This is a genomic window from Mesorhizobium sp. B2-5-13 (assembly GCF_006440535.1).
Lineage (GTDB): Bacteria > Pseudomonadota > Alphaproteobacteria > Rhizobiales > Rhizobiaceae > Mesorhizobium > Mesorhizobium salmacidum.
Genome location: NZ_VFUI01000017.1, coordinates 66,534 through 90,929, shown reverse-complemented (window position 1 = coordinate 90,929; position 24,396 = coordinate 66,534). Strand labels below are relative to the sequence as shown.

Below are 24,396 nucleotides of genomic sequence, written 5' to 3'. Positions count from 1 at the left end.
CGCGGATCTGATGTGCGGATGTGAACCCTCTGCCGCATCAATTCCGCGACTAGCCGCCCGGCGCCTTGATCCATGTCAAAGTCCACACTTCGCCACTCGGACAATCTTGCGCATTGGTTTCATGCGCGGAGGTTCCGATGGCCCGTGGCAAATCGTCAGTTGTCGTCAGGTGCGACAAACCGGAAGCCTGTCCGGTCGTTGAAGCATGCGTTCAAGGTGGGCGCGTACCGTGTCTGGACGTTCCTCGCTGGCATGATCAAAAAATGCGCCTATGCGACGAGCTGGAGGCTATTGCCGACGGATTGCCTTCCCGGGTGGATCGGCTGAAATGCCTTCTGGTCGCAAATGAGCTCGTGCCTTTGCTGCGTAGAAGCCACGCTTATGAGGAAGAACATATCTTCCCGGCGTTTGCGCATGACAGCATCAATGAAGGCGCTCGAGGTGCCTCCATACGCCGCCTCAAAGCCGAGCATGTCGAGGACGAGTGTTCGGCCCAGGATCTGACGGACGCTCTGCTTGAGATCGGGCATGGAGCCGTCATCGCCAACCCCGAAGCGCTCGGCTTCATGCTGCGCGGCTTCTTTGACAGCATGCGCCGGCACGTGGCCTTTGAAAGGGAGCATGTGCTTCCGCTGATTCCCGCAAGCGAGGTCGGCTAAAGCGCGTCGCGTCGAAACGGATTCATGCGACGCGCTTTTTCTCTGTTTCTCGGCTAAAGCGCGTCGCGTCGAAACGGATTCATGCGACGCGCTTTTTCTCTGTTTCTATGCATTTCGGCATTTCGTCGTCTCAGAACCGGGCCACTTTTGAGCGACTTGCATCAGGCGCCGGAACGTTGTTCCAGGCGGTTCATGTTCTCCACGAAAACGTGACGGTTGTTCTCGATACGGATCACTTCGTCAGCGCGCAGCCTGGTCAGCTGACGGCTGACCGTCTCTATTGTCAGGCCGAGAAAGTCGGCGATATCGGACCGCGTCAACGGTAGGTCGAATGTCGCCGATCCGGTGTCTTGGGCATTGGTCGGATCAATGTTCGTTGCAATCATGAGCAGGAAGCTTGCCACTTTTTCCGAAGCCGTCTTGCGCCCGAGCGTCACCATCCAGTCACGGGCCTGGTCGAGTTCCTTGAGTGTCTGTTTGAGCAGGCGGTGTTCCAGCTCAGGCGACACTTTCATCATTCGCTCGATTGCCGTCTTTGGAAAAGAACACAGGGAAACATCCGTCGCGGCCTCGGCGTTGATCGAACTTTCGAGCTTGAATGGACGCCCCAGAAAATCGGGCGCGAACTGAAGACCGACGATCTGCTGGCGCCCGTCCGAAAGAGTCTTGGTCAGCTTCACCACGCCCGAAAGCACGTTCGAAAAGCTGTCAATCGCCTCGGCGTCGCCAACCAGTTCGATTCCGGGCTGAACGCTGTGCTTGGAAGAGTTTCTCGCCAGGTCGACCAACTGATCCGGATCGAGCGCACCACAGACCCCGCGATGCCGTGCTTCGCAAGATTGGCAGAGCACCGGAATGTCGGAGTTGTGAACGTCACGTCGCACGGCCATCGCATCACCTGTCATCGGATGCCGCCAGACAGCATCGCTTTTTCGACCATGGTTGCGTCAGTTCTTTCCCGGCACCTTGATCAAAATCAAAGCTCCGGCAGCCAGATGAGACCTAACTGGAGGCCATGCAAAAGCCAGAGACCTGCGAGTTGAGACCGGACCTGACCGCCAGCTTGGGCGAGAACGTGCCGCGTTACACCAGCTACCCGACCGCGCCGCATTTCCATGCGGGGATCGACGACATGGTCGTTCGCGGCTGGCTGCAGACAATCGGCGCCGGCGACGAAATATCGCTCTATTTGCACATCCCTTATTGCGACAAGCTATGCTGGTTCTGTGCCTGCCATACCAAGCAGACGCGCCACTACGCGCCGGTGGCGAGTTTCCTTCGCTCCCTGCACAGCGAAATCGAGACGGTCGCGGAGCTCCTCAGCGGCAAAGGCAGGGTGCGCGCGGTCCATTTCGGCGGCGGCTCACCGACCATGCTGACACCCGATGACCTTGTGGCTCTTGGAAGGCGCCTGCGAGCCGAGTTCGAGTTTCTTGCCGATGCGACCGTCAGTGTCGAGATAGAGCCCAATGACGTGGACGAGGCACGCCTGGATGCGCTGGCGCAAATTGGCATGACGAGGGCGAGCCTCGGTGTGCAGGATTTCGATCCCAGGGTGCAGAAGGCGATCAATCGCGAGCAGAGTTTTCTACAGACCAAGCAGGTGGTGGACGGCGTGCGCTCGCGCGGCACGAAATCCGTCAACCTCGATCTGCTCTATGGTCTGCCACATCAGACGCTTCAAAGCATCGCCACGACAGTTGAACAGGCGTTGACACTGGCGCCCGACAGAGTGGCGCTTTTCGGCTACGCGCATGTGCCGTGGTTCAAAAAGCATCAGACGATGATCGATGAGGTCTGGTTGCCGGATCCGGCCCAACGCCTCGGACAATCACAACTTGCCGCGGAGATGATTGAAACGGCCGGCTACCAAGCCGTCGGGCTCGATCATTTCGCCAAGCCCGGCGATTCGCTGGCAATAGCGGCAGCGACGGGCAAATTGCGCCGCAATTTCCAAGGCTATACCGAGGATCAATGTGAAACCTTGATCGGGTTCGGACCTTCCTCGATCAGCCGATACAAGCAGGGTTACGCACAGAACATCGTGGCCACTGGCGAATATGAGAAGGTAGTCGATGGCCGGCGATTGGCGACGGCACACGGCGTGCGACTCAGCCTCGATGACCAGGCGAGGGCCTGGATAATCGAGCGACTGATGTGCGATTTTTCCTTCCCGGCCATCGAACTTGTCGAGTGCTTCGGCGATGTTGGGCAGGGATTGCTTCTTCAGGCCAGTCGGCTTGGCAATGCCGGCTCGAGGCTGCTTGAACTCAAGGGCGATCATTTTGTCGTGCCGATAGAGTGCCGTCCTCTCGTCAGGACAATTGCGGCCAAATTTGACAAGTATCTCCAAGCCGGAACGGCCAGGCACTCCGTCGCGGTCTGAGCGTTCGGCGTGCCCACCCATTCCGAAGATCGAATTCGGGCAACTCGCTCGGCTTTTCACGGATTATTTCGACGGGATCCATCGGATGGAAGATCGGCGGGCTCCTGAATTCAGGAGGCTCACGCCATGACGCTGTTAGGGCGACGCGATCCGCCGGTTTGTTCAAGTCGCGTCGCCTGGTTCGGGCGCCCGCTTCTTACCCGTAACCATCGAGCGAACGAGGTTCTCGTGATGACGCAGGCTGGCAAGAAGCACCCCGGCAAGGTGCAGTCCAACCATAAGGAGGACCGTGTTGCCAAGCAACTGATGGAGTGTCTGCAACCAGCCGACGCCCCAAAAAGCGTCAGTGGTCTGCAGCCAGCCGGTCAGGGCTATGCCGCAGATCGTGACAAGCAGCGCCAGCACCATGGCGGCGCCCGCCGGGTTATGTCCGAGATATCGTTTTTCGCGATGCGCCGCGATGTCGCAGAGATAGGACGTCACGGCGCTTGGGCTACGCACGAATTGGGCAAATCGGGTGTACCTGGAGCCGACGATGCCGGCCAGAAGCCGCGAGGCGACCAGCGCGATCGCACTGTAGCCGGCGAGTTCATGAACCTTCACGATCAGCCCCGACGACAGCCACGCCACCGTCACGCTCAACACCAGCGCCCAGTGAAACAGGCGAACATAAGGACTCCAGACCTTGACCATGTTCCGGCGGGAGGAAACGGTGGCGTTCATGTCGATCAGCCTTCGTCGCCGTCGGCGTCGCTGCCGACCGGAGCCAACGTCTTGGGATCGAACATGGTCTCGACCCGCTTGCCTTTGCCGTCGACCGCATAGGCTTCGTAACAGCCGCTTTCCGACTTGATGTTGCGCACCGTCCAGCCCTGGGCCTCGAGTTTGCTCTGCAGTGCCTCTGCCGGCTGCCACTGGTCGGCAGGTACATCGCACTTGTTGCCGGCAAAGGCGGTTGCGGTTCCGGCTGCGCTGAGCAGCAGGGTGGCGAAAATCATCGTCTTCATCTTCAAGTCTCCATCGGCCAATTCCGATGCGGCCAACATCACGGTGCAAGCTGACAGCAACCTGAATGCGAAGCGCAATTCGAGATCCGGGCCTCGGGGGCGTTCAGGTTGGTGTAAGGTTTTCGGTGCAACGAGCACCGCGTCCGATACGGACAGGACAGGGATGGAGAAGAGGTGCGGGTTCTTTTAATCGAAGACGATCGGATTCTTGGCGAAGCGGTTCGCGACCACGTCGCCGCCGCCAGCCATGCGGTCGATTGGTCGAAGACGCTTGACGAGGCCCGCACCTGCCTGGCTGTCATTTCATATCAGCTCATCCTGCTCGATCTCCAACTCCCTGATGGGAGGGGGCAGGATTTATTGAAGGCCCTGCGACGCGATGGAACCGATACGCCAGTGATCATCCTCACGGCGCGGGACCAACTCTCGGATCGTATCGAGGGTCTGAACAGCGGCGCCGACGATTACCTCGTCAAGCCATTCGATCTCGAAGAGCTGTCGGCACGGCTGCAAGCGGTGGCTCGCCGTTATACCGGCAAACCCAGTCCAATTATCCGCTTTGGCAAGGTCGAGATCGACTTGGCACGACGCGACATCACCGTCGACGGCAACTCCACCTCGCTTACCGGCCGCGAGTGGGCGGTGCTGGAACAGTTTCTGCAGCGACCGGGCGCCATTGTGAGCAAGGCTCAGATCGAAGACGCGCTCTATGCGTTCGGCGCGGAGATCGAAAGCAATGCGGTGGAGGTGTACATAAGTCGTTTGCGCCGCAAGATTGGCAGCGACACCATCCGCACCGTGCGCGGCGTCGGCTACCGTGGGATGACCCAATGAACGGTCGTACAAGTCTGGTGCGCCGGCTGGTCGTCGCTATCAGCGCGGTGATGGTGGTTTACGGCCTTGTGGCGGCCATTGCCGGCGGCATCACCCTGCATCGCGAAATCAACGAAGCCATGGACGTCGCCATGAGAGAGGCAGCCAGAAGACTGCTGCCGGTAGTGGTAGACGATCTCATCGGGAAGGATGCCCAGGCTGCGCCGCGGGTTTTTGCGGAAGCCGACAATGACGAGGACGGCGACCGGCTGGTCGTCCAGGTTCGCGACAAGCAGGGCTTGGTGCTGCTGCATTCAAATCACGCGCCATCATCGCCGCTTTCGCTGATCCCAGTTCCCGGTTTCACCGAGAACAAGGGATGGCGTATCTATACCGAAGCGGCGGTGAGCGGGACGATTTTCATCCAGATTGCCGAGCTTGAAAGCCGTCGAGACGAGGAGACACTGGAAGCCGCATTCGGCTTCCTGCTGCCCCTGGTCCTGCTCACGCCACTGGCGGCGATCGTCTGTTGGCTGATCCTGGAGCGTTCCCTGCGTCCCGTTCTGACGTTGCGCAGCGAGATCGCTAACCGCCACGGCGACAATCTGGCATCGATCCGCACCGAAGACCTTCCACTGGAACTGGCCGCCATCGCCAAGTCCGTGAACAGCCTGATGCGGCGGCTTGGAATGGCTCTGTCGGCAGAAAGGGAATTCACAGCCAATGCGGCGCACGAATTACGCACACCTATAGCCGGTGCCCTGGCGCAAGCAGAGCGCCTGCTCGCCGAAGCACCTGACCTCAACGTCGGCAACCGCGCCCGTCAGATCAGGGCGTCACTCGCCAATCTTGCCCGGCTTTCGGAAAAGCTGATGCAACTGGCAAGGGCAGATGCCGGCGTTGCGGCGGCATCACAGCCGGTCGACCTTGGCTCGGTCGCTGCCCTTGTCGTCGAAGAGTTCGGTCGGAGCGCTGGGGGTCAGGGCGAGATCGACCTTGTTAGACCCAGCGAGGATGCACCAATGGTCGAAATCGACCAGGATGCGCTCGCGATCGTCATCCGCAATCTGGTCGAAAACGCGGTACGACATGGCGCATCGGGCAAGCCGGTAAAGATCTCCATCGGCAAGGATGCCAGCTTGCGCGTCATCAATGAATGCCCGGTAATTCCGGCGGCGGAACTCGGCGGCTTGACGCAGCGTTTCGCGCGACGTGCTTCTCCGGCAGACGGATCGGGCCTGGGTCTCGCCATCGTCAGCAACATCGTCCAGCAGGTCGGCGGAACACTGATCTTGAGGTCGCCGGCCTCAGGCATGAGGGATGGATTTGAGGCTTCGATTCAACTGGTCAAATCCGGTTAGGGCGGTTCATAGTCTCGCACAATGGCCATTCCAGACGGAAAACCGCTGCGACTTGAATTGCCGTAGGCGCATTGACCAAACGGCAGTTGCAGCCTTGGTGGACGTGATGATGCATCCGGCAGAGAAAGTGGCCCTCAACCCGCAGCAGTCTGTCGTGGCGGATCGATGCGAAAGAACATCGCCAGCTTGAGGCTTGTCGCTATCCGTTCGGCCCGATCGATAAACACCGCTGCTGTTTCCGGCGCAAAGAGCTCGGCGGCGGTTTTGCCAAACATGTCCAGCCAGATATCGAAATCCGCTTCGGTGATATCCTTGAGTTTCACATGAGCGGGCACCGGCCGTCCGTGATAGTCGCCGGTCTTGAGAATGACGGAACACCAGAAGTCGGTCATTTTCTCGAGATGCGGTTCCCAGTCGCCGGTGATCGCGCGCGCGAAGATCGGTCCAAGGCGCTCGTTCTTCCGGAGCCTGGCATAGAATTCGCGAACGAGTCTCCCGATCAACGCCCGATTGACGTCAGGATCGTTCAGAGGCTGCTCTGCAAGCGGACGCACGGTCAAGGCTGATTTCATTGTCATTCCACAAATACTTTGTTGTCTTCGCCAAAATCAGGAAAGCCCGAGACGCCGAAGGCCTGCTGGACAAGGGTGAGCCGTTCGCGGACAAGCCGAAAACCCAGATTGTCGGGCGGCGTTCCGACGGCGCAGCCGCCGCTCTTCCCGTCCCGGATGAAGTTCGACATATAGGTGCGGTGGAATCCTTCAACGACATGCACCCCGCAATTTTCCACCGAACCTGCAGTCCTTGTGCCGTCGCTGGTCACCGACGCGTGGACATAGCAGGTCGATGTCCATTCCCAGACATTGCCGGCGACGTCAGCCACCCCTTTTGCGTTCACACCGAAGGCCCCCTGAAATCTCGGGGCAGGATCGGATTTGCGCTCGAGCGAAGCCTCATTGCGATATTGGGCGAGCCACCGCAGAGCCGGGTTGGCGGGGTCGCTGATGCCGGCCTCTACGTCGCTCCGGAATTTTTCGCCGGCGGCAAAGGCCCACTCCGCATCGGTCGGTAGCCGCCACGCTTCGCCCCTCTGGGTTGATAGCCAGTTCGCATAGGCTTGCGCGTCCATGTGGCTCACGCCGGTCACGGGAAAGTTGCCGTCGCCAAGGGTTTCGGCGGGCTGGCAGACATCGGCCGCCACGCAGCGACCGTATTCCGATGCACTCACTTGATATTTCATGATTTCCAGCGGTTCCCCCAACCTGACCAACATGACGGGCGCCGCCACCGGACGTCCGTCCTGCAGGAATTCACCTGGTTGGGGATGACTGAACGACGCCGGGGCAAGGCGCACCAGTTCCGGGCTCGCGACAAGTCGGCCGCCAGGCGGCGAAAGCCAATCAGCCGCCGTGGTCGCTCCTATGGCAACCAGCGCGGCAGAAGCGAACGCTGCGAGGGCTATGATTGGGTTGATTGGCATCGGCTTTCGCCCGACATGGGCGGTCTTGCGGAATTGCCGCAAGGCCGCCTTGGCTTCAGGATCAGATCCTCGCTACGACGCGATGGAGCGTGGTGCCTCGATCTGCGTCATCAGGTCGTCGTCCCAATGTCCGTCGACCGTGAAGTGCGCGGTCGCTCCCAGTTCCACGGCCTCGATTAGATTGTGGTTCACATAGGCGTAGATGCCGGGCTGCCGGAAGGTGTACAGCGACGAACCCGCCGAGCCACCGCGAATAAACCAGGTTTCAAGATCCTTGGCTGGCGGATTGTCGAATTTGCCCTGCTCCCAGACAAGGTCGCCATGGCCGCCGATCAGGTGGGGGCGGGTGTCGCGGTTCGCCTGGGAATGGACGATCAGGACGGTCTCGCCAACCTTGGCCTTCATGGCATGCTCGCCCGTCAGCGATCCCCGCCTGCCGTTGAAGACGACATGTGTCGGGATCAGGCCGCGCATGACCTTGACGGTGTCGTCGTAGTTGTCGCCGGCGGTTTCAAACTTCTTGAACTTTCCCTGCTCGTCGCGAGGAATGTAGAAGTCGTTCTCGCCGATATAGTAGATGTGATCGTAGCGGACGGGATTGCCTTTGTCGTCCCTGAGGCCGTCGCGCGGCAGCACCATTACCGCACCGCTCATGCCCGACACGACGTGCCATGGGATCATCGCGCCGCCGGGGGCGCAATGGTAGACGAACGTTCCGGCGCGGGTTGCCTTGAAGCGCAGCGTGACCTGCTCACCCGGATTGATCAGTGTCAGGCCGCCGCCGCCAAGTGCGCCGGTGGCCGCGTGGAAGTCGATGTTGTGGGCGAGTGTGTTGGTGTCGGGATTTATGAGTGTGAGTTCGAGATAGTCGCCTTGATGCACGACCATCAGCGGGCCGGGAATGGAGCCATTGTAGGTCATCGCATTGAGTTGCGTGCCGTCCGCGTCGATGACGATCGGCTTCTCTTCGATAGTCATGGTGAATTCGACGATTTTCGGACCGACTTTCGCGACCTGATCGTGAGCGTGAACGAAAGGAGGCGCGACCAATGCAACCTTTTCACGCGGCAATCCGGCCACCTCCTTTGCGCTTGCCGTAGCGGGCATGGCTGTAATCGTTGCGACGGCGGCGGCGGTAAAAACCGAACCCAGCAGTGCTTCACGTCTCGTAAGCATATCCATCTCCTTTGCCTGCGCCAATTTATGGCCAGATATTAGGCTTCCCGCCGCGAACGTCTTTGCGCTAGCGCAAATCCAGTTCGATTCATCTACCTGGTGGAGGAAACAGGAGGTAGTTGTCATAAAAACCGAGGCGAAGTCTTCGCCAAAACGAAATCGGCCGAACTGGACCTCTCCGCTGGTCCGTTCGGCCGTTCCCTCCGGAGATCGTGAACCGGAGGGTATCTTTTGGAAGAGAGCAGGTCAGTTGGAGGCGGCCTTTGCCGCTTCCGCGAACAGATCCGCGAACACTGTCTTGGCTTTGCCGGCCTGCTTGACGGCTTCCGCGGCTTCCAGATTGACGGGCTTGCCTACGGCGATGAGCGCCACCATGCCCATGCCATAGTGCGGCGCGCATTTCACGCCGTAGACACCCTCCTTGGTGAGGGTCACGGTGATTTCCTCACTCGGCTTCCCCTTGAAGGCGTCAGCGCCGTCCGGCAGCATGCCTTTGATGATTTCAGCGTTGTGGGTTTTGTCGGTCGGCACGAACTTGACCGTGTCCCCCGGTACTGCACGCACAAAGGCCGGCTGGAACACCATCGCACCTTTCTCACCTTTGTTGAGCATTTGCACCACATGCTCCTCGGCGCTTGCGGCGCCGGCGAGGGCGAGAAGAGCGACGGCAGCGGCAACAAGAGGCAATCTCATTGGGAAGTCCTTTCTTGGGTTCATCACGGCATCAACCGTCGCGCCTGTTCTACGTCACTGGACAATCTGGCGATTTGCGTTGGCGCAAATTTCTGGGTGAAATGTGCATGGAGCAACTGGAGCCGTTTCCGTCAGAGCTGATTGCTGCCGTCTCTGCTCTTCAAGCGGCTGAAAGACATTCCGCCGAACAAGTCACATAGTCGAAGAAGGTGGCGACCACAGCGTCGCCCAGACGTCGAGCAGCATCGCCCCCTTGCCGCCCATCAGTTGTCCGTGACACTCTCCGGTCAGGCTGGCGTGGACGCTTTGTGGTCATGGTCAAATTTGGGGGGCATCGTTGGGTAGCCTTGATCGCACACTGATCGCCGGGTTGTCTGTCTTTGAGGGGCTATCGGCTGCCGAGCTCGACCGCATCGTCGGCCAGGCCACGTCGTTGAGGATTGCCAGGGACCAGTCGGTTTTCGAACAGGAGCAGGAAGCCCATTCGTTTTTCCTGCTGCTCGACGGGCATGTGCGCGTGGTGAAATCGACGCCGGACGGCCATGAGGTAACCGTGCGATATATAAGTCCAGGCGAGTTGATGGGCATTGCCCACGCACTGGGCCGCACCACCTATCCGGCAAATGCGATCGCCGCGGCCGATTGCGTCGCTCTTGCCTGGCCAAGCCAGCTGTGGCCGACATTCGCTGCCGACTTTCCCAGTTTCAGTGCCAACACCTACAAGGCCGTGGGCAGCAGGCTGCAGGACGCCCACACGCGCGTCATCGAGATGTCCACCGAACAAGTGGACCAGCGCGTTGCCCATGCACTGCTTAAGCTGGTCAAGCAGACCGGCAAAAAGACGGAGGAAGGCATCGTGATCGACTTCCCGATCTCGCGTCAGGACATCGCCGAAATGACAGGGACGACGCTTCACACGGTGAGCCGCTTGCTCTCGGCCTGGGAAGACCAGGGATTGGTCAAAAGCGGGCGGCAGAAGGTGACTGTAGTCGAGCCTCACCGGTTGCTTCTGATCGCGGAAGGCCGCGAACAGAAGAGCTAACGTCAGTCGCTACTTTCGATTGCGGTCCGCAGATCGCGACTGAGCAGTTCCTCGTCCAGATTGTGCTCCCGTGCCGCGTCTGAAATGGTGTGGAACGGCGCGATAGGGCAGCCTACGCAAAGCATGCCATGCTGAAGAACGACGCGAATAGCTGCTGGCGAGCCGTGCATGAGTCTGTCCATCGTCGCATCGTCGCTGAATGTGGGTTTCATGCCGCTTGTCCGCATTTGGAAGCGGACATCTTGCGCCTTGTTTCATCGATGCTCGTTGCGCTGAGACAAAGAGGAACCTTATGAGCCTTGCCCGCCCGTCGAGCGACGTGCGTCCGCCGTCGCCGCAGGCATTTCCCGGCGCGCAACGCCACGGCAGTTCATTAAGCCCTCGCCTGAGCCGCGCAGATTGTCGACCGCGTTAGGAACCGCCTCTCTCTTCCGTTGTCGAGCGAGAACATTCCGCCGCGACCAGGCACCACGTCGATGATGAGATCGGTGTGCTTCCACACTTCATTGCGAGACGCTGATATAGACCGGGGTGTCGCCGATCTACCCCAGCATCACGTCATGGTCGCCGACGATGAAATCGCCTTGCGAGTAACACATCGGCGATGATCCATCGCAGCACCCGCCCGACTGATGGAACAGCACCGGGCCGTGGTCGGCGATGATTTCCGCCAGGAAGGTTCTGGCTCCAGGTGTGGCCGAGACTTTCCCGAGCGAGATCTTTTCAAGCATCCTGCTTTCCCTCCAGAGTTCCCGAGCCGATAAGGGCGCGGCCATAACGGCTGCACCCTTGGCTTTCTATCCGACGACGCTCAAAAGAAACCGAGCTTCTTCGGGCTATAGCTGACCAGCATGTTCTTGGTCTGCTGGTAATGGTCGAGCATCATCTTGTGGTTCTCGCGGCCGATGCCCGATTGCTTGTAGCCGCCGAACGCCGCATGTGCCGGATAGGCATGGTAGCAGTTGGTCCATACGCGACCGGCGCGTATGGCGCGGCCGAACCGGTAGCAGCGGTTCGCATCACGGCTCCAGATACCAGCGCCTAGACCGTAGAGTGTGTCGTTGGCAATCGCCAAGGCCTCGTCGTCGTCCTTGAAGGTGGTGACCGACACCACTGGCCCAAAAATCTCCTCCTGGAAGACGCGCATCTTGTTGTGGCCTTTGAACACCGTGGGCTTGACGTAATAGCCGCCAGCAAGATCGCCCGGCAGATGGTTCTGCTCGCCGCCGATCAGCACTTCGGCGCCCTCCTTCTTGCCGATGTCGAAGTAGGACAGGATCTTCTCCAGTTGCTCGCTCGACGCCTGCGCGCCGATCATAGTGACCGGGTCGAGCGGATCGCCCTGGACGATCGCTTCGACGCGCTTCAGCGCCTTTTCCATGAACTTGTCGTAGATCTTCTCATGCACCAGGGCTCGGCTGGGGCAGGTGCAGACCTCGCCCTGGTTGAGTGCGAACATAACAAAGCCCTCGATAGCCTTGTCGAAGAAGTCGTCGTCTTCAGCGGTGACATCCTGGAAGAAGATGTTGGGCGACTTGCCGCCGAGTTCCAGCGTCACCGGGATGAGGTTCTGGCTGGCATATTGCGAGATCAGCCGGCCGGTCGTGGTTTCGCCGGTGAAGGCGATCTTGGCGATGCGGTTCGACGAAGCGAGTGGCTTGCCGGCCTCCAGGCCGAAGCCGTTGACGATGTTGAGCACGCCGTCCGGCAGAAGGTCACCGATCAGGTCCGCCCACAGCATGATGGTGGCAGGCGTCTGTTCGGAACGCGATGCATCACGCCCTCTCGTAGGTGCCGACAAGTTCGGCCTGTGCGATCACATGTGGCTTTGCCCGATCCAATATGTCGGCGACCTTGGCTTTCTCGCCACAATGCAGCGTTTCGACATCGAGGGCCGCGAGGCGAAAATGATAGTGATGGACACCGTGGCCCTTGGGTGGCTGCGGTCCATCGTAGCGCGGGTTGCCAAAATCATTGACGCCATAGCCAAGGCTTTCGGTCTTGGCGCCGGCCGTCGTACCCTCCGGCAAGCGGTCGCGTTCCGCAGGGATGTCGTAGATGCCCCAATGGCGGAAGATCCCGGAGGGAGCGTCGGGGTCCTCCACGATCAAGACGAAGCTTCGAGTGCCCTGAGGCGCTTCCTTCCAGGTCAGCGGGGGCGACAGGTTCTCCCCGTCACGCACATATTCATCCGGAATCCTGTCGCCGTCCCGGAAGGCCGGACTTTCAATCGAAAATGCCATGACGTTCACCTCAGTCGTGGTGATTTTTGAGCGTTCGCGTCGTCCTTGGATCGACTCGGAACGTATGGGCCTGGAGCGAGTTCCAGTAGGATCGACAAAAGCTCCAGGCGGGGCCTCTCGCGGCCAGCTTGGGATTGCCTCGAAATCGGTCGAGGCGGAAACCGCGCATTTTGGACTGAAGCTCATGACCGTTCGTCGAATTCACGAACATGATTGATCCTCCTGGTCAGAACCGCACATCCGCGTGGGAAGCTCCGCCAGTGCTCCCGCTGCCGACCCATCGTCATTGCTGGACATAAGAACTACGGCTCAGGGCAATTGTTTCATTGCTCCAGAAAATAGCGCGCCTGGAGACGAGGTTTTGATGTTCCGCATAACCGCTTCTGCCGATCCGCGAGCATCTGGCCGCCGGCAAGACAGGCGCGCTCAGCGCCGGAACAATCTGGATTCTGCGGTGTTCGGTTCGGAAAAGCCGGAAGTGGGTGCACCGAATTGGGTGAACGATACAAATGGACTGGACCGATGAGGGTTGCCCAAGTCGCACCCTTAACAGAAAGTGTTCCCCCAAAACTCTATGGTGGTACCGAGCGGATCGTGTCGTATCTTGCCGAGGAGCTTGTCCGTCGCGGTCATGAGGTCACGCTTTTCGCAAGTGGGGATTCGCACAGCTCGGCGCGGCTGGTAAAATGCTGCGACCGGGCCTTGAGGCTTGATCCGACCGTTCTGGATCCCATTCCTCATCACATTGTAATGCTCGATCGCGTTCGGCGGGTTGCCGACGAGTTTGATGTTATTCATTTTCACACTGATCTGTTGCAGTTCCCCCTGCTCAATACCCTCCAAACTCCTGCGCTCACGACCCTGCATGGACGTCTTGATCTTCCTGACCTGTATCCGTTCTATCAAAGCTTTCCCGACGTGCCGCTGGTATCGATATCGCAAGAACAACGTCGCCCGATGCCGCCCGTCAACTGGGCCGGAACAGTCTATAATGGACTACCGTGCGATCTACTGCCGATGACGATGCATCCCTCGGGCGATTATTTGGCGTTTCTCGGCCGTATTTCTCCGGAAAAAGGTCCAGAGACAGCGATCGAGATCGCCAGGCGTGCTGGCATGACATTGAAGATCGCGGCCAAAATCGACAAGCAGGACAGGTTATTTTGGGAGAACGTAATCTCGCCCATGATCGCCACACATCCCAATGTGGAATTCCTCGGCGAAATAGATGAACACCACAAGGCTGATTTCCTTGGCAACGCCCGGGCACTGCTTTTTCCTATAAACTGGCCCGAGCCCTTTGGGTTGGTGATGATCGAAGCCATGGCGTGCGGAACCCCCGTAATCGCGTTCGATCGAGGCGCGGTATCCGAGGTGATTGACCATGGGGTGTCGGGGTTTGTCGTAAGAACTGTCGACGAGGGAATTGAGGCGATAAGATCGGCCGGCAATTTGGATCGGCGACGGATCCGGGCTGTTTTCGAAGAACGGTTCTCGGCCGAGCGTATGGCATTCGACTACGTGTCGATTTATGATCGCCTTGTCGCGCTATCATCAGGCGCTGCGATGGCTCGCGCCAGGGGCGCTCAAGTGTCAGCTGAAGTTAGAGGTCTCAGCGATGCAATCCGTGAGTGCTGAAGCGATCTCCCATGCACCTTTTCCCGGGGGATCTGGCGTTACGCATCTTGCCCAGCTTTTCGTCCCCTCACTGCAGGAGCGCCGGCCCCGAACACTCAAGCATGACGACATTTTCGGCGTCTTCGACCGTAACGGCGACGTCCTCTCGGGACCTGGTAGCCCGGATGGGATTTATTATCGCGACACACGCTACCTCTCGCATCTTGGTCTGACAATCAATGGCGCCAGGCCTATGCTGCTCAGTTCGACATTGCGCGACGACAATGCGACCTTGACTTGCGATCTAACCAATCCAGACATTTTCGATGCTGAAGGCGTTCGCGTGCTGAAGCACGACTTAATTCATCTCCGCCGGTCACGATTATTGTGGGGCGCCCGATGCTTCGAGCGGCTGGCTGTGCGCAATTTCGATGAAGTTCGGCATCGTCTCCAGCTTGAGCTGGTTTTCGCATCCGATTTCGCGGACCTGTTCGAAGTCCGGGGCACGCCGCGGCCCCAGCGCGGAGAGGATTGTCAACCGGACGTGGCCGGTAACCGGGTCGCGCTTGCTTACGTGGGCTTGGATGGCGTGCGGCGCGCTACCATTTTGTCCTTCGATCCCGTGCCGGCGACGCTCACCGGTGAACAGGCCACGTTTGTGATAGAACTCGCACCTCACGAGACACATTCGCTTTTCCTGGATGTCGGCTGTGACAAGAAGGAAATTGGCGACGAGTCGCCTCGCCGCACCTTTTTTATTGCGCTTCGCGATGCGCGGCGGGCACTGCGTCATTCCACATCGAAGGCCGCCGTCATAACGACCTCCAACGAAATCTTTGATGAGGCGGTGCACCGAAGTGTGTCGGACCTCTACATGCTGATCACACAAACACCTGAGGGACCCTATCCCTATGCTGGCATTCCATGGTTCAGCACCGTGTTCGGGCGTGACGCTCTCATCACTGCCATGGAGATGCTTTGGCTGGACCCCTCGATAGCACGCGGCGTGCTCCTCTATCTCGCAGCCAATCAGGCAACCGAGCTAGATCATGTGTCGGATGCGGAACCTGGCAAGATCCTTCACGAGTTGCGGCATGGCGAAATGGCGGTGCTTCGGGAGGTGCCGTTCCGTCGATACTATGGCAGCGTCGACTCGACGCCCCTCTTCATCATGTTGGCAGGTGCCTATTTGGAGAGGACAAGCGATCTCGACACATTGCAGCGTCTGATGCCCAATATCGAAGCTGCTCTCGCTTGGATCGACGATTACGGTGACCGCGACAAAGACGGCTTCGTTGAGTACCAGCGGTTGACGCCCGATGGTTTGGCAAACCAGGGTTGGAAGGACAGCAGCGATTCTGTTTTTCACGCGGACGGAACACTTGCGAAGGGATCGATCGCACTCGCCGAGGTGCAGGCATACGTCTACGGAGCATGGTGCGCGGCGGCCGCGATCTCTCGTCGGCTCGGCAATTCGGCGCGAGCCAACAAGCTCGAAGCCAAGGCATCGGACCTGCGCGATCGCTTCGACGTCTGCTTTTTCGACGAGCAACTCGGCACATATGTGCTTGCGCTCGACGGGGACAAGCGCCCCTGCAGGGTACGTTCGTCAAATGCCGGCCATACGCTTTTCACCGGTCTCGCACGTGCCGAGCGAGCAAGGTCTGTGGTGCAGAGTCTCACGGAGCGCGCCTTTTTTACAGGCTGGGGTATCAGAACCATCGCTGCGACAGAGGCCCGCTACAATCCAATGAGCTATCATAATGGCTCTGTCTGGCCGCATGACAACGCGCTGATCGCCGCCGGCTTCGCTCGATATGGCTTCCGACATGAAGCTGCAAAGATATTCGAAGGTCTGTTCGCCGCCTCGACATATCTCGATCTGCGCCGCTTGCCAGAACTATTCTGCGGCTTCCCTCGCCAAAGTGCCCAAGCACCGACCTTCTATCCGGTCGCTTGCAATCCCCAGGCATGGGCGGCCGCTGCGCCCTTGCTTTTCGTGCAAGCTTGCCTCGGCCTCGAATTCGATCCGAAATCGCAGTTTGTCGTTTTTGACGCTCCTGTCTTGCCGAGATTCCTGGATCAAATCGTCCTGAGGCGGCTTTCGCTGGGTGCCGGATCGGTGGACGTGGCGCTCCGTCGTACCGGCTCTCAGGTGGTCGTTGACGTTCTTGGCCGCACTGGATCAATCAGAGTCGTGGCGAAGAGCTGATCAACGGCGTCTCATCAGGCCCCTAACCCTCTCAGCGGTCTTGTTCACTTCACAAGCGGCGGGCCCGGCAAGAATCCCGGACCCTCGCCACCTCAGGCGGTCGACAGTGGATGATTACTGGCGAACCAGAGACTTGCAGCGCCAGAAGCGCGACTACGATACCGGCGATGATATGTGCCCACATCGCAGCCGCTACTGTTGAGAAGCCCAGGACCCACGGCGCGATTATGGCCCAAACGCCGAGGACCAGGTTGATCCATTCTTCCGCTCGTAGAAGGCAAACAGTACGGCCCCGGCGACGACAACTACGGCGACGCCCACGATCCAAGCATTCCATGTGGCATGGGAGGTTCCCGTGAAGCCAAGAAACCAGGGTGACAGCAGAAGACCAGACCGGCCACGATATTGGCGGTGTCGAAAGCCGTCCGGTTATCGATGTGCGGTCTCCGTGGGGGAGGCGGCGCGCCGCTGAAGCTCCTCGCCGCAAAAGATGCTGCCGGCGATCGTAAGGATGGCCGGCGATCCGGCCCGGCGAGTTCAACCAGCGCGCCATTCGAGTTCGACCTGAACCAGCTTGTCCAATCAGCTCTTGATTTCGATGCGCTTGACCTGCGATTGCGCTTTCTCCGTCTTGGGCAAGGCCACGGTCAGCACGCCGTTCTTGAAGCGGGCTTCGACCTGGTCTCCGCGGATTTCATAGCCGAGCGGGATGCGGCGCTCGAAGCGGCCGTAGTAGCGTTCCGAGAACTGCCTGTCCTTGTCCTCGGTTTCGGATTGCTTCTCGCCCTTGAGCGTCAGCACACCATCTTCGAGCAGTACCTCGATATCCTTCTCCTCCAGCCCGGGCACCTCGGCGGTGACCTTTATCTGTTTCTCACTGTCGGAGATCTCGACGCTCGGCCAATTTTGGCCGAACACGGTCCTGCCAATAGACGGCAGACCTGTGCCGAAGCCGCGGAAAACATCGTCGAACAGCCTGTTCACTTCCCGATGCAGCGACAGAAACGGATCGCGCTCACCGTCGCGGAAAAGGCTGGGGGCCTGGTCGCCATTGCCGCGGCCCCAAGGAATCAGATCACGGACACTCATGATTTTCTCCTTTCGGTCGTTCGGTGACAAAATCATCTCGGCGGTGCCGGGCGATGCCCGGCACCGTGCGGAGATCTCAGGCGGCCTTCTTCTCGGCCTCGATCTGCTTCGTCGCGCCCTTGGGCAGCGTCGTGTCGGCTGCGATCTCGATTCTGCGCGGCTTCATCTCTTCAGGAATCTCGCGCTTGAGATCGATCGTCAGCAGACCGTTGACCAGGGCAGCGCCGACGACCTTGACGTGGTCGGCCAGTTCGAAGCGACGCTGGAACGCACGCCCGGCGATGCCGCGATGCAGGTACTGGCTGTTGTCGTCGCCCTTATCCTCGCCAGTCTTCTGACCAGACACCACGAGCATGTTCTGCTCCTGGGTGAGGGTCAGTTCTTCCTGCGAGAAGCCGGCCACCGCCATCGTAATGCGGTAATCGTCCTCGCCGTTCTTGGCGATGTCATAGGGAGGCCAGTTGTCGATCGTTTCGATGCGGCTGGCGGCATCCAGAGCGTTCAACATCCGGTCGAAGCCGATGCTCGATCGGAACAGGGGAGAAAAGTCGAAAGCGGTTCTCATAGCTATATCCTCCATTGAGCAACATAGGAGGAGCGCCAAGGAAGCGGCGCCCCTTGACTTGCCGACCCGTTGGGCGTCGGCGAAATCGATTTGGTAATTCGCCTTTTTTCCGTCAAGAGCTGTTCGTTAAAATTTATTCCCTCGGAACGGCAGATGGTTCGCGGGCGTTGATCCCTGGATCACCCTGGAGGGAATCGTACATGCGCACGGCTTTGACAAAGGACGACGTGACTTCAGTGCTCGGTCCAATCGAGGAGGCTACCGTCGCGGAAATCATTGCAACCGGCGCCTCCGCCGAGGAGCTTCGCGAAGCCTGGGCGTGGCTCAATGAAGACGAGGCGTTGATGAGCGAAGGACGGCCGCTGCCCGGGACCCGCGTGGCCGCCTTGATCGGCCTGCTGGAGCCGGATGACGAGGAATAAGGGATCCGAAGCGTGCGATGAAGCCATCGATGGTAGGGTCGGGAGCGCCCGGTACAAAGTTGTAGCGGGAGGAAATGCGGGAGCATTCACGTTTTCGGCCTACGAAAAAATTCCGCCGGCCGAAATCGGAGATTGGCAATCGATCGGATCCGCGCATTGTCAGCGATCAATTTCGCCGAAGACGATGTCAAGGGATCCGATGATTGCGGCGACATCGGCGATCATGTGACCCCTGGATAGGAAATCCATCGCCTGCAGGTGGGCAAAGGACGGCGCACGTATCTTGCATCGGTAGGGAACATTGCTTCCGTTCGAAACCAGATAGACGCCAAATTCCCCTTTCGGCGCTTCGACGGCGGCGTAGACTTCTCCGGCCGGCACGCGATGGCCTTCGGTATAAAGTTTGAAATGGTGGATGGTCGCTTCCATCGATCGTTTCATCTTGGCGCGCGGTGGCGGTGTGATCTTCTGGTTCGGAATCGCCACAGGCCCTTGGCCTTCAGGTGCGCGCAGCTTTTCCAGGCATTGCTTCATGATCCGGACCGACTGGCGCATTTCCTCCATGCGAACCAGGTAACGATCGTAACAGTCTCCGTTCTTGCCGACGGGAATATCGAAATCCATCTCGGGATAGCATTCGTATGGCTGTGCCTTGCGCAGGTCCCATGGCGCCCCGGATCCGCGTACCATTACGCCGGAGAAGCCCCAGGCCCAGGCGTCATCGAGGCCAATCGCGCCAACATCGACATTGCGTTGCTTGAAAATACGACTGTTGGTGAGCAGGCCGTCAAGATTGTCGCAGACCTTGAGGAACGGGTCGCAAAAATCCCGGATGTCGTCAAGAAGCGCGGCAGGCAGGTCCTGGTGCACGCCTCCAATCCTGAAATAATTCGCATGCATGCGGGCGCCGGAGGCGCGCTCGTAGAAGACCATCAACTTCTCACGCTCCGCGAAACCCCAGAGCGGCGGCGTCAGGGCGCCTATGTCCATGGCCTGGGTCGTGACGTTGAGGAGATGCGACAGAAGCCGGCCGATTTCGCAAAACAGAACGCGGATAAGTTGCCCACGCCTTGGCACCGATATTTGGAGCAATTTCTCGGCGGCGAGGCAGAAGGCATGCTCCTGATTCATCGGCGCGACGTAATCCAACCGGTCGAAATAAGGCAGGGCCTGCAGATAGTTCTTGTACTCTATGAGCTTTTCAGTGCCGCGATGGAGCAGGCCGATATGCGGATCGGCACGGTCGACGATCTCGCCATCCAGTTCCAGCACCAACCGCAGAACCCCGTGGGCCGACGGATGCTGCGGTCCGAAATTGATGGTGAAGTTGCGAACAGCGGCTTCGGCCATGGCGGCTCTCGGCGATATCTGCGTTTCATTGCTTCACGGCGCGACCGCATCATTCCGGGTGCCGATCAAGTTGTGGTCTGGATGATCAGGGTCAGCGTGCCATCGCCATCGATGTTGGCGGCCACGACCTGTGAAGAGTTGAGCCCGTTCGCCCTCAGCGCCGTTGTTGCCTGGGGCGATGCATCGATGGAGTTCTGCAGCCGCAGCAGATCTCCCGCACTGGTCTGGGTGATCACCGCTTCCGCCTGCGCTTTGATTTCCGCAGGCAGATCCTCGACGGCGACAACGGCAATATTAGTGAAATTCTGGTCAGCAGCCCCTTGCCCGGGCTGCGGTATCTGGTCCGGCTGGGGCTCCAAGGGTGTCATCTGAGGAACAGGTGTTATCCGGGGAACCTGCGGGCTGATGGCTTGCCCGTAGAGGGACTGCGTGAGGGCCGCTCCGGAAAGCGCGGCAACTATCATCAACATCCGCATCGTCGTTCCCTGGATTATTTCGAAACGTCGAAGACAACCCGTGTGCCGGGCGATGGTTCCGTACGCACGACGGCCGCTGGGCAATTTCAGTCGTTCCAATTGTTCAATCGTTTCCGCTTGCTGCCAATTTGGCCTTGCTCGGGCGCCAAGCCGCTCCAGTTAAATCCAGCGAACCGAGGCTGGAGAATGGGTGATGGACAACAAGACCGCCGCGACGACGCAGGTGATCAGCCTCGAACGGATCGACCTCATGAACCGCTACTGGCGCGCCGCGAATTACATCTCGGTTGGCCAGATCTATCTGCTCGACAATCCGCTGCTGCGCCAACCCTTGAAGGCCGAGCATGTGAAGCCGCGGCTGCTTGGCCATTGGGGCACGACGCCGGGGCTCAATTTCGTCTACCTGCATCTCAACCGGATTATCCGCGAGCGTGATCTCGATGTGCTGTTTATCTGCGGCCCAGGACATGGCGGTCCGGCAATGGTCGCCAACACCTGGCTCGAGGGCACCTATAGCGAGATCTACCCCGATATTGGCCAAGGCGAAGACGGCCTGAGAAAACTGTTCCGGCAGTTTTCCTTTCCAGGTGGAGTGCCAAGTCACGTGGCGCCAGAAACACCCGGCTCCATTCATGAGGGTGGAGAGCTCGGATATGCGCTGGTCCATGCTTTCGGCGCCGCATTCGACAATCCGGATCTGACAGTCGCCTGCATCGTCGGCGATGGCGAAGCCGAGACCGGTCCACTCGCCGCGGCGTGGCATTCAAACAAGTTCCTGAACCCGGCGTCGGACGGCGCCGTCCTGCCGATCCTGCACCTCAACGGCTACAAGATCGCCAACCCGACGATCCTCGGCCGCATGGACGACGAGGAGCTGCGCGACCTCTTCACCGGCTACGGCTACGAACCGTTCTTTGTCGGAGGCCATGAGCCGGTTGCCATGCACCAGGCGATGGCCGGGACGCTCGACACGGTGCTCGATCGGATCCATTCCATTCAAGGGCAAGCCCGACGTTCAGGATGGCATGGTGAACGCCCACGATGGCCGATGATCGTCCTGCGCAGCCCCAAGGGCTGGACTGGGCCGAAAGAGGTCGATGGCGAAAAAGTCGAGGGTTTCTGGCGCTCGCACCAAGTGCCGGTATCGAACGCCCGCGGCAATGACGAGCACCGCAAGATCCTCGAAACCTGGATGCGAAGCTACGAACCGGAACAACTGTTCGATAAGGATGGACATCTGCTGCCGGAACTCGCGGCCCTTGCCCCAGCTGGAACAAGGCGCATGGGCGCAACTCCACATGCCAATGGCGGGCTGTTGAAGCGCGACCTTGTGCTACCGGACTGGAAAAGCCTGGGACTCGAAGTGCCTCGGCCCGGCGGCGTCGTTGCCGAAGCGACACGGACTTGCGGTGGCTATCTTCGCGAGGTCTTTCGACTTAACGCCAAAGCGCGGAATTTCCGGCTGGTGGGACCGGACGAGACGTCTTCCAATCGCCTTGACGCAGTGTTCGAGGCCACGGATCGGATATGGATGGAGCGCATCGAACCTTACGACGTCCATCTTTCCCGTGACGGCCGCGTCATGGAAGTGCTGAGCGAGCATCTCTGCCAGGGATGGCTGGAAGGTTATCTGCTCACCGGCCGACACGGTCTGTTCTCATGCTATGAGGCGTTCATTCACATCGTCGATTCCATGGTCAACCAGCATGCCAAATGGTTGAAAACTTCTGGCGAGCTTGCCTGGCGCAAGCCGATCGCCTCGCTCAATTACCTGCTGACCTCTCATGTATGGCGGCAGGATCACAATGGCTTCAGCCATCAGGACCCGGGCTTTGCCGACTTTGTCGCCAACAAGAAGGCTGACACGGTCAGGCTCTATTTCCCGCCGGATGCCAACACGCTGCTGTGGATTACCGACCATTGCCTGAGAACCTACAACCGCATCAATGTCATCACCGCCGGCAAGCAGCGGGCGCCGCAATGGCTGTCCATCGAAGACGCTGAAGCGCACTGCAAGGCCGGCGCAGGTATCTGGGAATGGGCCGGCACTGTTTCGAAAGGCGAGGAGCCGGATGTGGTGCTGGCCTGTGCCGGCGATGTTCCGACGCTGGAAACGCTGGCTGCGACGGACCTTCTTCGCTCCGCAATTCCCGATCTGAAAATCCGCGTCGTCAATGTCGTCGACCTGATGACGTTGCAGTCGAACACCGAACATCCTCACGGCCTCACCGACCAGGCTTTCGATGCGCTGTTCACGAAGACAACGCCGGTCATCTTCGCCTATCATGGCTATCCCTATCTCATCCATCGCCTGACCTACCGTCGTGCCAACCATGACAACATGCATGTGCACGGCTTTCGCGAGGAGGGCACCACGACGACGCCGTTCGACATGGTGGTGCTCAACGAACTCGATCGCTACCACCTCGCACTTGCCGCGATCGCACGCGTGCCGGGCTTGGCCGAACGGGCGGAAAGCCTCGCCGCGGACCTTGACGGCAGGCTGGCAAGGCACAAGGCCTATGTCCGCGAGTACGGCGAAGACATGCCTGAGATCCAGAAATGGAGTTGGCCGGCTGCGAGCGGGGGAAAGGCTGGTCGATGAGCCAATCGATCCTGGCGCTGAATGCCGGTTCGTCCAGTGTCAAGTTCGCCCTATACGATCTTGCCTCGCCAGACGGCCAGCAGCTCGTTTCGCGCGGCACTCTGGATTTGGGCGACGCGCCCAGGCTCACGGCGAAAGCGGCCGATGGAACAGTGCAGTGCGACAGGCAGTTCACCGCGGACGATCCGCATGAGGCGGGCATAGGCGAAATACTGAGTTTGGTGCAGGGGGAACTTGGTGGAAGAAAGCTGATCTGCGCCGGCCACCGTATCGTGCATGGCGGAAAGGAGTTCAGCAAACCTGTCCGTCTGACGCCCGCCACCATCGAGGCATTGGACAGGCTGACCGCACTCGCGCCTTTGCACCAGCCTCGCAGTATCGCGCCGGTTCGCGCGATAGCTGCATTGCAACCGGATCTGCCACAGGTCGGATGTTTCGACACCGCGTTTCACCAAACGATCGAGCCGTTGGTGCGGCGCTTTGCCATTCCGCAAAAATATGAACGGGAGGGACTGCGGCGCTACGGATTTCATGGCCTCTCCTACGAATATATCGCCAGGCGGCTGAGCGAGATATCGCCCGCGCTCGCGGCGAAGCGGACAATCGTCGCTCATCTCGGAAACGGGGCAAGCCTCTGCGCTCTGCGCGAGGGCAAAAGCGTCGATACCACCATGGGCTTTTCGGCACTGGACGGTCTTGTCATGGGCACTCGGTGCGGCGCCATCGACCCCGGGGTGCTGTTGTACCTCCTGCTGGAGAGAGGCATGGCAGCGGACGAGTTGCAGACAATGCTCTATGAGAAATCCGGACTGCTCGGTGTATCCGGCATTTCGGGCGACATGCGCACGCTGGAGGCAAGCAGTCATCCGCGCGCCCACGAGGCGATTGAGCTTTTCGCCTTCCGTGCCGCGAGGGAAGCAGCCGCGCTCGCAAACACCATGGGTGGTCTCGAATGTCTCGTATTCACCGCCGGCATCGGCGAACGCTCATCGTCCATCCGCAAGACGATCTGCGATAAATTGACTTGGCTCGGCATGGCGCTCGACGAGGCGGCCAATGACATCCATGCAGAGATCATAAGCCGTCCCGACAGCAAGGTGGAAGTGCGCGTGGTTGCAACCGACGAGGAGAACGTCATCGCGCGCCACAGCCGCGCGGTGATGCAGGTCTAAGGACCCGCGAGTCAGTTGCGCGAGCTGG

24 protein-coding genes and 3 pseudogenes are annotated in these 24,396 nt (G+C 59.6%); 11 read left to right on the top strand and 16 right to left on the bottom strand.

Features of this window, described 5'->3' with window-relative positions; translation table 11 throughout:
• Positions 1–137 precede the first annotated feature (137 nt).
• Entirely contained in the window at positions 138–659 is a 522-nt protein-coding gene (locus FJ434_RS23280) for a hemerythrin domain-containing protein (protein WP_140750766.1), read from the top strand.
• 161 nt (positions 660–820) lie between these two features.
• Here FJ434_RS23280 and FJ434_RS23275 read toward each other — a convergent pair whose 3' ends face one another.
• Positions 821–1,549 carry a Crp/Fnr family transcriptional regulator gene (locus tag FJ434_RS23275; RefSeq protein WP_140750818.1) on the bottom strand — a complete coding sequence of 243 codons (729 nt, stop codon included), beginning with the start codon at positions 1,547–1,549 and terminating at the stop codon, positions 821–823.
• A gap of 149 nt (positions 1,550–1,698) precedes the next feature.
• On the opposite strand from FJ434_RS23275, the gene hemN reads away from it, so the two are divergent.
• Positions 1,699–3,045 (top strand): oxygen-independent coproporphyrinogen III oxidase, encoded by a 1,347-nt coding sequence (gene hemN / locus FJ434_RS23270; protein WP_140750816.1) that lies wholly within the window; start codon positions 1,699–1,701, stop codon positions 3,043–3,045.
• 162 nt (positions 3,046–3,207) lie between these two features.
• Here hemN and FJ434_RS23265 read toward each other — a convergent pair whose 3' ends face one another.
• Both FJ434_RS23265 and FJ434_RS23260 read right to left on the bottom strand, forming a co-directional pair.
• Positions 3,208–3,768 carry a cytochrome b/b6 domain-containing protein gene (locus FJ434_RS23265; protein ID WP_140509350.1) on the bottom strand — a complete coding sequence of 187 codons (561 nt, stop codon included), beginning with the start codon at positions 3,766–3,768 and terminating at the stop codon, positions 3,208–3,210.
• A gap of 5 nt (positions 3,769–3,773) precedes the next feature.
• Complete coding sequence (locus FJ434_RS23260) at positions 3,774–4,052, bottom strand: PepSY domain-containing protein (RefSeq protein WP_140718341.1); 279 nt, start codon at positions 4,050–4,052, stop codon at positions 3,774–3,776.
• A gap of 174 nt (positions 4,053–4,226) precedes the next feature.
• Here FJ434_RS23260 and FJ434_RS23255 point away from each other — a divergent pair, with 174 nt between their 5' ends.
• Together FJ434_RS23255 and FJ434_RS23250 are read left to right on the top strand one after the other, a co-directional pair.
• Positions 4,227–4,886, top strand: coding sequence for a response regulator transcription factor (locus FJ434_RS23255; RefSeq protein WP_140750764.1), 660 nt, complete (start codon positions 4,227–4,229; stop codon positions 4,884–4,886).
• On the top strand, positions 4,883–6,226 hold the full coding sequence (locus tag FJ434_RS23250; RefSeq protein WP_140750762.1) for an ATP-binding protein: 1,344 nt from the start codon (positions 4,883–4,885) through the stop codon (positions 6,224–6,226). The genes FJ434_RS23255 and FJ434_RS23250 overlap by 4 nt, the downstream gene beginning before the upstream one ends.
• A gap of 134 nt (positions 6,227–6,360) precedes the next feature.
• Here FJ434_RS23250 and FJ434_RS23245 read toward each other — a convergent pair whose 3' ends face one another.
• The 4 genes from FJ434_RS23245 to FJ434_RS23230 all read right to left on the bottom strand — a co-directional run bounded on the left by FJ434_RS23245 (position 6,361) and on the right by FJ434_RS23230 (position 9,575).
• Positions 6,361–6,804 carry a group III truncated hemoglobin gene (locus FJ434_RS23245; RefSeq protein WP_140750760.1) on the bottom strand — a complete coding sequence of 148 codons (444 nt, stop codon included), beginning with the start codon at positions 6,802–6,804 and terminating at the stop codon, positions 6,361–6,363.
• Positions 6,801–7,706 (bottom strand): SUMF1/EgtB/PvdO family nonheme iron enzyme, encoded by a 906-nt coding sequence (locus FJ434_RS23240; protein ID WP_140750758.1) that lies wholly within the window; start codon positions 7,704–7,706, stop codon positions 6,801–6,803. The genes FJ434_RS23245 and FJ434_RS23240 overlap by 4 nt, the downstream gene beginning before the upstream one ends.
• A 72-nt stretch (positions 7,707–7,778) precedes the next feature.
• The gene (nirK, locus tag FJ434_RS23235; protein WP_140750756.1) at positions 7,779–8,882 is read right to left on the bottom strand and encodes a copper-containing nitrite reductase; all 1,104 of its coding nucleotides are present in this window, start codon (positions 8,880–8,882) and stop codon (positions 7,779–7,781) included.
• Between the two features lie 246 nt (positions 8,883–9,128).
• Positions 9,129–9,575: a pseudoazurin gene (locus tag FJ434_RS23230; RefSeq protein WP_140750814.1), complete on the bottom strand. Its 447-nt coding sequence runs from the start codon at positions 9,573–9,575 to the stop codon at positions 9,129–9,131.
• A gap of 337 nt (positions 9,576–9,912) precedes the next feature.
• Here FJ434_RS23230 and FJ434_RS23225 point away from each other — a divergent pair, with 337 nt between their 5' ends.
• On the top strand, positions 9,913–10,617 hold the full coding sequence (locus FJ434_RS23225) for a Crp/Fnr family transcriptional regulator (protein WP_140750754.1): 705 nt from the start codon (positions 9,913–9,915) through the stop codon (positions 10,615–10,617).
• Positions 10,618–10,619: 2 nt separating this feature from the next.
• Here FJ434_RS23225 and FJ434_RS23220 read toward each other — a convergent pair whose 3' ends face one another.
• From FJ434_RS23220 to FJ434_RS23205, 4 genes and pseudogenes are all read right to left on the bottom strand, one after another.
• The gene (locus tag FJ434_RS23220; RefSeq protein ID WP_140509336.1) at positions 10,620–10,829 is read right to left on the bottom strand and encodes a DUF1858 domain-containing protein; all 210 of its coding nucleotides are present in this window, start codon (positions 10,827–10,829) and stop codon (positions 10,620–10,622) included.
• Positions 10,830–10,990: 161 nt separating this feature from the next.
• A pseudogene (locus tag FJ434_RS23215) lies at positions 10,991–11,348 on the bottom strand (DUF779 domain-containing protein).
• An 80-nt stretch (positions 11,349–11,428) separates the two neighbouring features.
• A pseudogene (gene adh / locus FJ434_RS23210) lies at positions 11,429–12,382 on the bottom strand (aldehyde dehydrogenase); the annotation flags it as partial.
• Between the two features lie 10 nt (positions 12,383–12,392).
• Positions 12,393–12,860 carry a YbhB/YbcL family Raf kinase inhibitor-like protein gene (locus FJ434_RS23205; protein WP_140509392.1) on the bottom strand — a complete coding sequence of 156 codons (468 nt, stop codon included), beginning with the start codon at positions 12,858–12,860 and terminating at the stop codon, positions 12,393–12,395.
• Here FJ434_RS23205 and FJ434_RS23200 point away from each other — a divergent pair.
• From FJ434_RS23200 to FJ434_RS23190, 3 genes are all read left to right on the top strand, one after another.
• Positions 12,859–13,077 (top strand): hypothetical protein, encoded by a 219-nt coding sequence (locus tag FJ434_RS23200; protein ID WP_140717509.1) that lies wholly within the window; start codon positions 12,859–12,861, stop codon positions 13,075–13,077. The genes FJ434_RS23205 and FJ434_RS23200 overlap by 2 nt on opposite strands.
• 305 nt (positions 13,078–13,382) lie before the next feature.
• Positions 13,383–14,498 carry a glycosyltransferase family 4 protein gene (locus FJ434_RS23195; protein ID WP_140750752.1) on the top strand — a complete coding sequence of 372 codons (1,116 nt, stop codon included), beginning with the start codon at positions 13,383–13,385 and terminating at the stop codon, positions 14,496–14,498.
• Positions 14,479–16,689, top strand: coding sequence for an amylo-alpha-1,6-glucosidase (locus FJ434_RS23190; protein ID WP_140750750.1), 2,211 nt, complete (start codon positions 14,479–14,481; stop codon positions 16,687–16,689). Before FJ434_RS23195 ends, FJ434_RS23190 begins: the two co-directional genes overlap by 20 nt.
• A gap of 92 nt (positions 16,690–16,781) precedes the next feature.
• Here FJ434_RS23190 and FJ434_RS23185 read toward each other — a convergent pair.
• The 3 genes and pseudogenes from FJ434_RS23185 to FJ434_RS23175 all read right to left on the bottom strand — a co-directional run bounded on the left by FJ434_RS23185 (position 16,782) and on the right by FJ434_RS23175 (position 18,343).
• A pseudogene (locus FJ434_RS23185) lies at positions 16,782–17,126 on the bottom strand (SPW repeat protein).
• 145 nt (positions 17,127–17,271) lie between these two features.
• Positions 17,272–17,778: an Hsp20/alpha crystallin family protein gene (locus FJ434_RS23180; RefSeq protein ID WP_140750748.1), complete on the bottom strand. Its 507-nt coding sequence runs from the start codon at positions 17,776–17,778 to the stop codon at positions 17,272–17,274.
• A gap of 76 nt (positions 17,779–17,854) precedes the next feature.
• Entirely contained in the window at positions 17,855–18,343 is a 489-nt protein-coding gene (locus tag FJ434_RS23175) for an Hsp20 family protein (protein WP_140750746.1), read from the bottom strand.
• 200 nt (positions 18,344–18,543) lie between these two features.
• Between FJ434_RS23175 and FJ434_RS23170 the strand changes: the two genes are divergently transcribed.
• Positions 18,544–18,765, top strand: a complete 222-nt coding sequence (locus FJ434_RS23170) for a hypothetical protein (protein WP_027145652.1) — start codon at positions 18,544–18,546, stop codon at positions 18,763–18,765.
• Between the two features lie 159 nt (positions 18,766–18,924).
• Here the strand turns inward: FJ434_RS23170 and FJ434_RS23165 are convergent, their stop codons facing one another.
• Positions 18,925–20,115 (bottom strand): NADH-quinone oxidoreductase subunit D, encoded by a 1,191-nt coding sequence (locus FJ434_RS23165; protein ID WP_140509328.1) that lies wholly within the window; start codon positions 20,113–20,115, stop codon positions 18,925–18,927.
• Positions 20,116–20,180: 65 nt separating this feature from the next.
• Positions 20,181–20,690 carry a hypothetical protein gene (locus FJ434_RS23160; RefSeq protein WP_246678338.1) on the bottom strand — a complete coding sequence of 170 codons (510 nt, stop codon included), beginning with the start codon at positions 20,688–20,690 and terminating at the stop codon, positions 20,181–20,183.
• 94 nt (positions 20,691–20,784) lie between these two features.
• Between FJ434_RS23160 and FJ434_RS23155 the strand changes: the two genes are divergently transcribed.
• Positions 20,785–23,196: a phosphoketolase family protein gene (locus FJ434_RS23155; protein WP_140750744.1), complete on the top strand. Its 2,412-nt coding sequence runs from the start codon at positions 20,785–20,787 to the stop codon at positions 23,194–23,196.
• Positions 23,193–24,368, top strand: a complete 1,176-nt coding sequence (locus tag FJ434_RS23150; protein ID WP_140750742.1) for an acetate/propionate family kinase — start codon at positions 23,193–23,195, stop codon at positions 24,366–24,368. The genes FJ434_RS23155 and FJ434_RS23150 overlap by 4 nt, the downstream gene beginning before the upstream one ends.
• Positions 24,369–24,396 lie beyond the last annotated feature (28 nt).

What these genes read in the sequence shown, in the direction of transcription:
- FJ434_RS23230 (WP_140750814.1), bottom strand. Translation starts at nt 9,575, where the DNA reads ATGAGATTGCCTCTTGTTGCCGCTGCCGTCGCTCTTCTCGCCCTCGCC.
- FJ434_RS23275 (WP_140750818.1), bottom strand. Translation starts at nt 1,549, where the DNA reads ATGGCCGTGCGACGTGACGTTCACAACTCCGACATTCCGGTGCTCTGC.
- FJ434_RS23150 (WP_140750742.1), top strand. Translation starts at nt 23,193, where the DNA reads ATGAGCCAATCGATCCTGGCGCTGAATGCCGGTTCGTCCAGTGTCAAG.
- FJ434_RS23265 (WP_140509350.1), bottom strand. Translation starts at nt 3,768, where the DNA reads ATGAACGCCACCGTTTCCTCCCGCCGGAACATGGTCAAGGTCTGGAGT.
- FJ434_RS23205 (WP_140509392.1), bottom strand. Translation starts at nt 12,860, where the DNA reads ATGGCATTTTCGATTGAAAGTCCGGCCTTCCGGGACGGCGACAGGATT.
- FJ434_RS23240 (WP_140750758.1), bottom strand. Translation starts at nt 7,706, where the DNA reads ATGCCAATCAACCCAATCATAGCCCTCGCAGCGTTCGCTTCTGCCGCG.
- FJ434_RS23245 (WP_140750760.1), bottom strand. Translation starts at nt 6,804, where the DNA reads ATGACAATGAAATCAGCCTTGACCGTGCGTCCGCTTGCAGAGCAGCCT.
- FJ434_RS23155 (WP_140750744.1), top strand. Translation starts at nt 20,785, where the DNA reads ATGGACAACAAGACCGCCGCGACGACGCAGGTGATCAGCCTCGAACGG.
- nirK (WP_140750756.1), bottom strand. Translation starts at nt 8,882, where the DNA reads ATGCTTACGAGACGTGAAGCACTGCTGGGTTCGGTTTTTACCGCCGCC.
- FJ434_RS23250 (WP_140750762.1), top strand. Translation starts at nt 4,883, where the DNA reads ATGAACGGTCGTACAAGTCTGGTGCGCCGGCTGGTCGTCGCTATCAGC.
- FJ434_RS23260 (WP_140718341.1), bottom strand. Translation starts at nt 4,052, where the DNA reads ATGAAGACGATGATTTTCGCCACCCTGCTGCTCAGCGCAGCCGGAACC.
- FJ434_RS23220 (WP_140509336.1), bottom strand. Translation starts at nt 10,829, where the DNA reads ATGAAACCCACATTCAGCGACGATGCGACGATGGACAGACTCATGCAC.
- FJ434_RS23280 (WP_140750766.1), top strand. Translation starts at nt 138, where the DNA reads ATGGCCCGTGGCAAATCGTCAGTTGTCGTCAGGTGCGACAAACCGGAA.
- FJ434_RS23190 (WP_140750750.1), top strand. Translation starts at nt 14,479, where the DNA reads ATGCAATCCGTGAGTGCTGAAGCGATCTCCCATGCACCTTTTCCCGGG.
- FJ434_RS23200 (WP_140717509.1), top strand. Translation starts at nt 12,859, where the DNA reads ATGACGTTCACCTCAGTCGTGGTGATTTTTGAGCGTTCGCGTCGTCCT.
- FJ434_RS23165 (WP_140509328.1), bottom strand. Translation starts at nt 20,115, where the DNA reads ATGGCCGAAGCCGCTGTTCGCAACTTCACCATCAATTTCGGACCGCAG.
- FJ434_RS23180 (WP_140750748.1), bottom strand. Translation starts at nt 17,778, where the DNA reads ATGAGTGTCCGTGATCTGATTCCTTGGGGCCGCGGCAATGGCGACCAG.
- FJ434_RS23195 (WP_140750752.1), top strand. Translation starts at nt 13,383, where the DNA reads ATGAGGGTTGCCCAAGTCGCACCCTTAACAGAAAGTGTTCCCCCAAAA.
- FJ434_RS23175 (WP_140750746.1), bottom strand. Translation starts at nt 18,343, where the DNA reads ATGAGAACCGCTTTCGACTTTTCTCCCCTGTTCCGATCGAGCATCGGC.
- FJ434_RS23170 (WP_027145652.1), top strand. Translation starts at nt 18,544, where the DNA reads ATGCGCACGGCTTTGACAAAGGACGACGTGACTTCAGTGCTCGGTCCA.